5 protein-coding genes are annotated in these 6,173 nt (G+C 52.6%); 3 read left to right on the plus strand and 2 right to left on the minus strand.

The annotated features are described in order from the left end of the window. Window positions 1-19: 19 nt before the first annotated feature. Both raiA and bamD read right to left on the minus strand, forming a co-directional pair. Window positions 20-367 carry a ribosome-associated translation inhibitor RaiA gene (gene raiA, locus WFO70_RS21830; RefSeq protein ID WP_337019294.1) on the minus strand — a complete coding sequence of 116 codons (348 nt, stop codon included), beginning with the start codon at window positions 365-367 and terminating at the stop codon, window positions 20-22. Window positions 368-639: 272 nt separating this feature from the next. Further along, window positions 640-1,377, minus strand: coding sequence for an outer membrane protein assembly factor BamD (gene bamD, locus WFO70_RS21835; RefSeq protein WP_337019296.1), 738 nt, complete (start codon window positions 1,375-1,377; stop codon window positions 640-642). A 130-nt stretch (window positions 1,378-1,507) separates the two neighbouring features. Here bamD and rluD point away from each other — a divergent pair, with 130 nt between their 5' ends. The 3 genes from rluD to clpB all read left to right on the plus strand — a co-directional run bounded on the left by rluD (window position 1,508) and on the right by clpB (window position 5,919). After that, entirely contained in the window at window positions 1,508-2,488 is a 981-nt protein-coding gene (rluD, locus tag WFO70_RS21840) for a 23S rRNA pseudouridine(1911/1915/1917) synthase RluD (protein ID WP_337019297.1), read from the plus strand. Continuing rightward, on the plus strand, window positions 2,485-3,216 hold the full coding sequence (yfiH, locus tag WFO70_RS21845) for a purine nucleoside phosphorylase YfiH (RefSeq protein WP_337019299.1): 732 nt from the start codon (window positions 2,485-2,487) through the stop codon (window positions 3,214-3,216). Before rluD ends, yfiH begins: the two co-directional genes overlap by 4 nt. A gap of 129 nt (window positions 3,217-3,345) precedes the next feature. Next, window positions 3,346-5,919, plus strand: a complete 2,574-nt coding sequence (gene clpB / locus WFO70_RS21850; protein WP_337019301.1) for an ATP-dependent chaperone ClpB — start codon at window positions 3,346-3,348, stop codon at window positions 5,917-5,919. Window positions 5,920-6,173: the final 254 nt, after the last annotated feature.

Below are 6,173 nucleotides of genomic sequence, written 5' to 3' on the forward strand. Positions count from 1 at the left end.
ATAGACTCAATGTAAAGGATTATTCATCTTCAGCTTCAACTTCTTCTGCGAAGCTAGCGTCTTTCACCGATGTTGCGGCGCGACGGGCTTCACCTTTGTGTTGCACTTTATTGAGCTGCCGTTCCAGCTTGTTAATCAAATCGTTGATTGCGGTGTACATATCCTCATGTTTCGCGCTGGCGACCAGGTGGCCGTTTGGAGTATTGATAGTTGCGTCAGCGATGAAACCCTGTGGCTCCTTAGAGAGAATGATATGCGGGTTAATCAGGTGTGTTTGCCATTTATCCAGTTTGGCGAGACGGTCTGCGACGTGCTGGCGGATTGCCGGAGTAATTTCCATTTGTTTACTGGTAATGTTCATTGTCATAAATTTTACCTCTTGTCTTTCCCGTCTTGGTGATTCCAGCATACCGTTCTCAATGTCAATTTATGTGATCTAAATCACATTTTAATGTCCATTTTTGTCAACGGATTTTTTTTGTGAGACAGGACAGGAAGAAGTAACTTTTACCTTGTCGTCGGGAGAAAATGCGGCCATAGTTGATAGGATTGGTGCGAGCTAAACCGCTTCAGCATAATCCTAAAACGGATAAAAAAACGGCAGCCCTGAGGCTGCCGTTTTGCATCTTTATGGAAGAATCAGGTGCTGCTGCTGTTAGCGGCAATGATTTTCGCGACTTTGTCAGCCTGAGATGTCATCTGCAGCTGGCGATAGGCATTTTCCATCAGTTTCAGGCCATCACGTGTTGCCTGGGTATCAGGATAATCACGCAGCATGCCTTCAACACGGTTCACGACGGCAACGTATGCACCGCGACGAGTATAATATTCCGCGACAGAGTATTCGTATTTCGCCAGACGATCTTTCAGGAACACCAGACGTTTGCTGGCATCTGTCACGTACTGACTGTTCGGATAGCCGCGTACCAGTTTGGAGAAGTCATTGAACGCATCGCGGGCGTGCTGAGGGTCACGGTCTGAACGATCAACACCAAAGAAGCCCTGCAGCGCACTGTCATCCAGCGCCATGTTGGTCAGGCCGCGCATATACATGACGTAATCAATATTAGGATGGGTCGGATTCAGACGCATGAAGCGATCGATGGTCGCCTGGGCCAGTGGCAGATCGGCATTTTTATAGTAGGCGTAGATCAGATCCAACTGTACCTGCTGGGAATACGGGCCAAATGGATAACGATTATCCAGCGCTTCCAGTTGCGTTATCGCCTGTTTCCAGTTACCGTCCTGCAGCTTTTGCTGAGCAGTCGCATAGATTTCATTCGGCGGATTGTCAGGGACCTGTTCATTCGAACCGGAGCAGCCCACCAAAGCCAGGCTCAACGTGGCCGCTGCCACCAGATATTTCATGCGCGTCATGACGTTTTGACTTTCCTCAAATGTTTGTCCGGGAGAATCTCTTTCCTGCTCCCGATTAAGACCAGCTACAATAGCACACTATATTAAACGGCAAAGCCGTAAAACCCAACGTTAAACGAAGAAGCAGTCTATGGCACAACGAGTAGAACTCACCGCAACAGTCTCCGAAAAACAGCTCGGACAACGCTTAGATCAGGCTTTGGCCGAAATGTTCCCTGATTATTCGCGATCACGCATAAAAGAATGGATTCTTGACCAGCGCGTGCTGGTAAACGGCAAGATCTGGGACAAGCCAAAAGAGAAAGTGTTGGGTGGGGAAGTCGTCGCCATCAATGCTGATATCGAAGAAGAAGTCCGTTTCGAACCTCAGGATATCCCGCTGAATATCGTCTATGAAGATGATGACATTCTGGTGATCAACAAGCCACGTGACTTTGTTGTCCACCCTGGCGCAGGCAACCCTGACGGCACAGTGCTGAATGCGCTGCTGCACTACTATCCGCCGATCGCTGACGTACCGCGTGCGGGCATTGTTCACCGTCTGGATAAAGACACCACTGGCCTGATGGTTGTGGCAAAGACCATTCCAGCGCAAACGCGTCTGGTGGAGTCACTGCAGCTGCGTGAAATCACCCGTGAGTACGAAGCGGTGGCGATTGGTCATATGACCTCCGGCGGCACGGTAGAACAGCCTATCAGCCGCCACCCGACCAAGCGTACCCATATGTCCGTTCATCCGATGGGCAAACCGGCCGTCACGCACTACCGCATCATGGAGCATTTCCGCATCCATACGCGTCTGCGTCTGCGTCTGGAAACCGGCCGTACTCACCAGATCCGTGTGCATATGTCGCATATCACCCATCCGCTGGTGGGCGATCAGCTTTACGGTGGCCGCCCGCGTCCACCGAAAGGGGCTTCCGAGGCGTTTATTGCGATGCTGCGTAAATTCGATCGTCAGGCTCTGCATGCAACCATGCTGCGTCTCTATCATCCGATCACCGGCATCGAGATGGAATGGCATGCGCCAATCCCACAGGATATGGTGGATCTTATCGACGCCATGCGTGCCGATTTCGAAGAGCATAAGGACGACGTGGACTGGTTATGACCAAACTGATTGTCCCGGAGTGGCCAGCGCCAAGTGGCGTGGTGGCCTGTAGTTCCACCCGTACAGGTGGCGTGAGTGAAGGGGCCTGGGAGTCATTAAACCTGGGCGCGCACTGTGGCGACGATCTCAACCATGTCGAAGAGAATCGTAAGCGGTTCTTTGCAGCAGGTCGGTTACCGTCGAAACCGGTTTGGCTCGAGCAGGTCCATGGTACGGCTGTTCTCAGTCTTATCGGTGAACCCTATGCTTCGAAACGCGCCGATGCCTCTTACAGCAATACTCCGGGTACTGTCTGTGCCGTTATGACCGCCGACTGCCTGCCGGTACTTTTCTGCAACCGAGCGGGCACCGAAGTGGCCGCCGCCCATGCTGGCTGGCGCGGATTATGTGCCGGCGTGCTGGAAGAGACCGTTGCCTGCTTTGCTGACAGCGCGGATAACATTCTCGCGTGGCTCGGCCCGGCGATTGGTCCGCAGGCCTTTGAAGTTGGTCCGGAAGTGCGCGAGGCCTTTATGGCGCACGATCCGCAGGCAGAGAGTGCTTTCCGCCCGGCAGGAGAGAAGTACATGGCGGATATCTACCAGCTTGCCCGCCAACGTTTGACTCATCTCGGGATCAGCCAGATCTACGGCGGCGATCGCTGCACTTACACCGAAAAGAGTGATTTCTTTTCATATCGCCGCGACAAGACCACCGGGCGTATGGCAAGTTTCATTTGGCTGATATAACCTATAGAATCAAGACGATCCGGTACGCGCCGTTTTCTTTTCGCATAATTCAGGTCATTCACCTTGAATAATTGAGGGATGACCTCATTTAATCTCCAGTAGCAATTTTGACCTGTTATGGGAGGAGTTATGCGTCTGGATCGTCTTACTAATAAATTCCAGCTTGCTCTCGCTGATGCTCAGTCACTCGCACTGGGGCACGACAACCAATTTATCGAACCTCTTCATCTCATGAGCGCCTTACTGAATCAGGAAGGGGGTTCGGTTCGTCCTTTACTTACGTCTGCCGGCATTAATGCGGGCCAGTTACGCACCGCCATCGATCAGGCATTGAGTCGTTTACCGCAGGTAGAAGGTACCGGTGGTGACGTTCAGCCGTCTCAGGATCTGGTTCGCGTATTAAATCTTTGCGACAAACTGGCGCAGAAACGCGGCGACAACTTTATTTCGTCAGAGCTGTTTATTCTGGCGGCGCTTGAATCACGCGGTACCTTGACCGACCTGCTGAAATCTGCCGGTGCAACCACCGCCAATGTGACTCAGGCGATTGAGCAAATGCGCGGAGGTGAAAGCGTGAACGATCAGGGAGCCGAAGACCAACGTCAGGCTTTGAAGAAATTTACGGTCGATCTGACCGAACGAGCTGAACAGGGCAAACTTGACCCGGTGATCGGCCGTGACGAAGAAATTCGCCGTACTATTCAGGTACTGCAACGTCGTACCAAAAACAACCCGGTACTGATTGGTGAACCGGGCGTCGGTAAAACCGCCATTGTTGAAGGTCTGGCGCAGCGTATCGTGAACGGCGAAGTGCCGGAAGGTCTGAAAGGCCGCCGGGTGCTGGCGCTGGATATGGGCGCGCTGGTGGCCGGTGCGAAATACCGCGGGGAATTCGAAGAGCGTCTGAAAGGCGTACTGAACGATCTGGCGAAGCAGGAAGGTAACGTCATCCTGTTCATCGATGAATTGCACACCATGGTCGGCGCCGGTAAAGCGGACGGCGCGATGGATGCCGGGAACATGCTGAAACCTGCGCTGGCGCGTGGTGAACTTCACTGCGTCGGTGCCACTACGCTGGATGAGTACCGTCAGTACATTGAGAAAGATGCTGCGCTGGAGCGTCGTTTCCAGAAAGTGTTTGTTGCTGAGCCAAGCGTTGAAGATACCATCGCGATTTTGCGTGGCCTGAAAGAGCGTTATGAACTGCACCACCATGTGCAGATCACTGACCCGGCCATCGTTGCGGCCGCGACGCTTTCGCATCGTTATATAGCGGACCGTCAGCTGCCCGATAAAGCCATCGATCTGATTGATGAAGCGGCTTCAAGCATCCGTATGCAGATTGACTCGAAACCGGAAGAGCTGGACCGTCTCGACCGACGCATTATTCAGCTCAAGCTGGAACAGCAGGCGCTGAAGAAAGAGTCTGATGAAGCCAGTAAGAAACGGCTGGATATGCTTAATGAAGAACTGGACGATAAAGAGCGCCAGTATTCTGAGTTAGAAGAAGAGTGGAAAGCCGAGAAGGCCTCTCTTTCTGGCACTCAGACCATTAAGGCTGAACTCGAACAGGCAAAAATTGCCATTGAGCAGGCTCGTCGTGTGGGCGATCTGGCGCGGATGTCTGAACTGCAGTACGGTAAAATTCCTGAGCTGGAAAAACAGCTTGAGATTGCGACGCAATCGGAAGGTAAAACGATGCGTCTGTTACGTAATAAAGTGACGGATGCCGAAATCGCTGAAGTGCTTGCTCGCTGGACCGGTATTCCCGTGGCGCGCATGCTTGAAGGCGAGCGTGAAAAACTGCTGCGCATGGAGCAGGATCTGCATAATCGCGTAATTGGCCAGAACGAGGCGGTGGAGGCGGTATCTAACGCCATTCGTCGTAGCCGCGCGGGGTTGTCCGATCCGAATCGTCCGATTGGTTCGTTCCTGTTCCTGGGGCCGACCGGTGTCGGTAAAACCGAACTATGCAAAGCGCTGGCTAACTTTATGTTCGACAGCGACGATGCGATGGTGCGTATCGACATGTCCGAGTTTATGGAGAAACACTCCGTCTCGCGTCTGGTCGGTGCGCCTCCGGGATATGTTGGTTATGAAGAAGGTGGCTATCTGACCGAAGCGGTGCGCCGTCGTCCTTATTCTGTCATCCTGCTGGATGAGGTGGAAAAAGCGCATCCGGATGTGTTCAACATTCTGCTTCAGGTCCTGGACGATGGCCGCCTGACCGACGGGCAGGGGAGAACGGTCGACTTCCGTAATACGGTTGTCATTATGACCTCGAACCTGGGTTCCGATTTGATTCAGGAACGTTTCGGTGAACTGGACTATAGCCATATGAAAGATCTGGTGCTCGGTGTAGTGAGCCATAGCTTCCGTCCGGAGTTCATCAACCGTATTGATGAAGTGGTGGTCTTCCATCCTCTGGGTGAGAAACACATTGCGTCTATTGCGCAGATCCAGCTCCAGCGTCTGTATAAACGTCTTGAAGAACGTGGATATGAAATTCACATCTCCGACGATGCGCTGAAGCTGCTGAGCGAGAATGGCTACGATCCGGTGTACGGTGCGCGTCCATTAAAACGCGCTATCCAGCAGCAGATCGAAAACCCGCTGGCGCAGCAGATCCTCTCCGGAGAGTTGATGCCAGGCAAAGTTATCCGTCTGGAAGCCAACAACGATCGCATTGTGGCAGTGCAGTAAGTCACAAAACGCAAAAACGAGCCGCTTACGGCTCGTTTTTGTTTAAAAACCAGGCAAGAATAGAGGTCTGGATACGGAATTGCCTGGAAAGTGAGCGGTCGGTAAATAATTTTCACTTTATACTTGCCAGCCCGGAAGAACTGCCTATAATGCGCCTCCACTGACACGGAACAACGGCAAACAAGCCGCCGGGTCAGCAGGGAAAAGCGCGAAATAATCGCTTGACTCTGAAAGAGGAAAACGTATTATACGGG

The organism is Leclercia sp. AS011, from assembly GCF_037152535.1.
In the GTDB taxonomy this organism is placed as follows: domain Bacteria; phylum Pseudomonadota; class Gammaproteobacteria; order Enterobacterales; family Enterobacteriaceae; genus Enterobacter.

What these genes read in the sequence shown, in the direction of transcription:
- raiA (WP_337019294.1), bottom strand. Translation starts at nt 367, where the DNA reads ATGACAATGAACATTACCAGTAAACAAATGGAAATTACTCCGGCAATC.
- bamD (WP_337019296.1), bottom strand. Translation starts at nt 1,377, where the DNA reads ATGACGCGCATGAAATATCTGGTGGCAGCGGCCACGTTGAGCCTGGCT.
- rluD (WP_337019297.1), top strand. Translation starts at nt 1,508, where the DNA reads ATGGCACAACGAGTAGAACTCACCGCAACAGTCTCCGAAAAACAGCTC.
- yfiH (WP_337019299.1), top strand. Translation starts at nt 2,485, where the DNA reads ATGACCAAACTGATTGTCCCGGAGTGGCCAGCGCCAAGTGGCGTGGTG.
- clpB (WP_337019301.1), top strand. Translation starts at nt 3,346, where the DNA reads ATGCGTCTGGATCGTCTTACTAATAAATTCCAGCTTGCTCTCGCTGAT.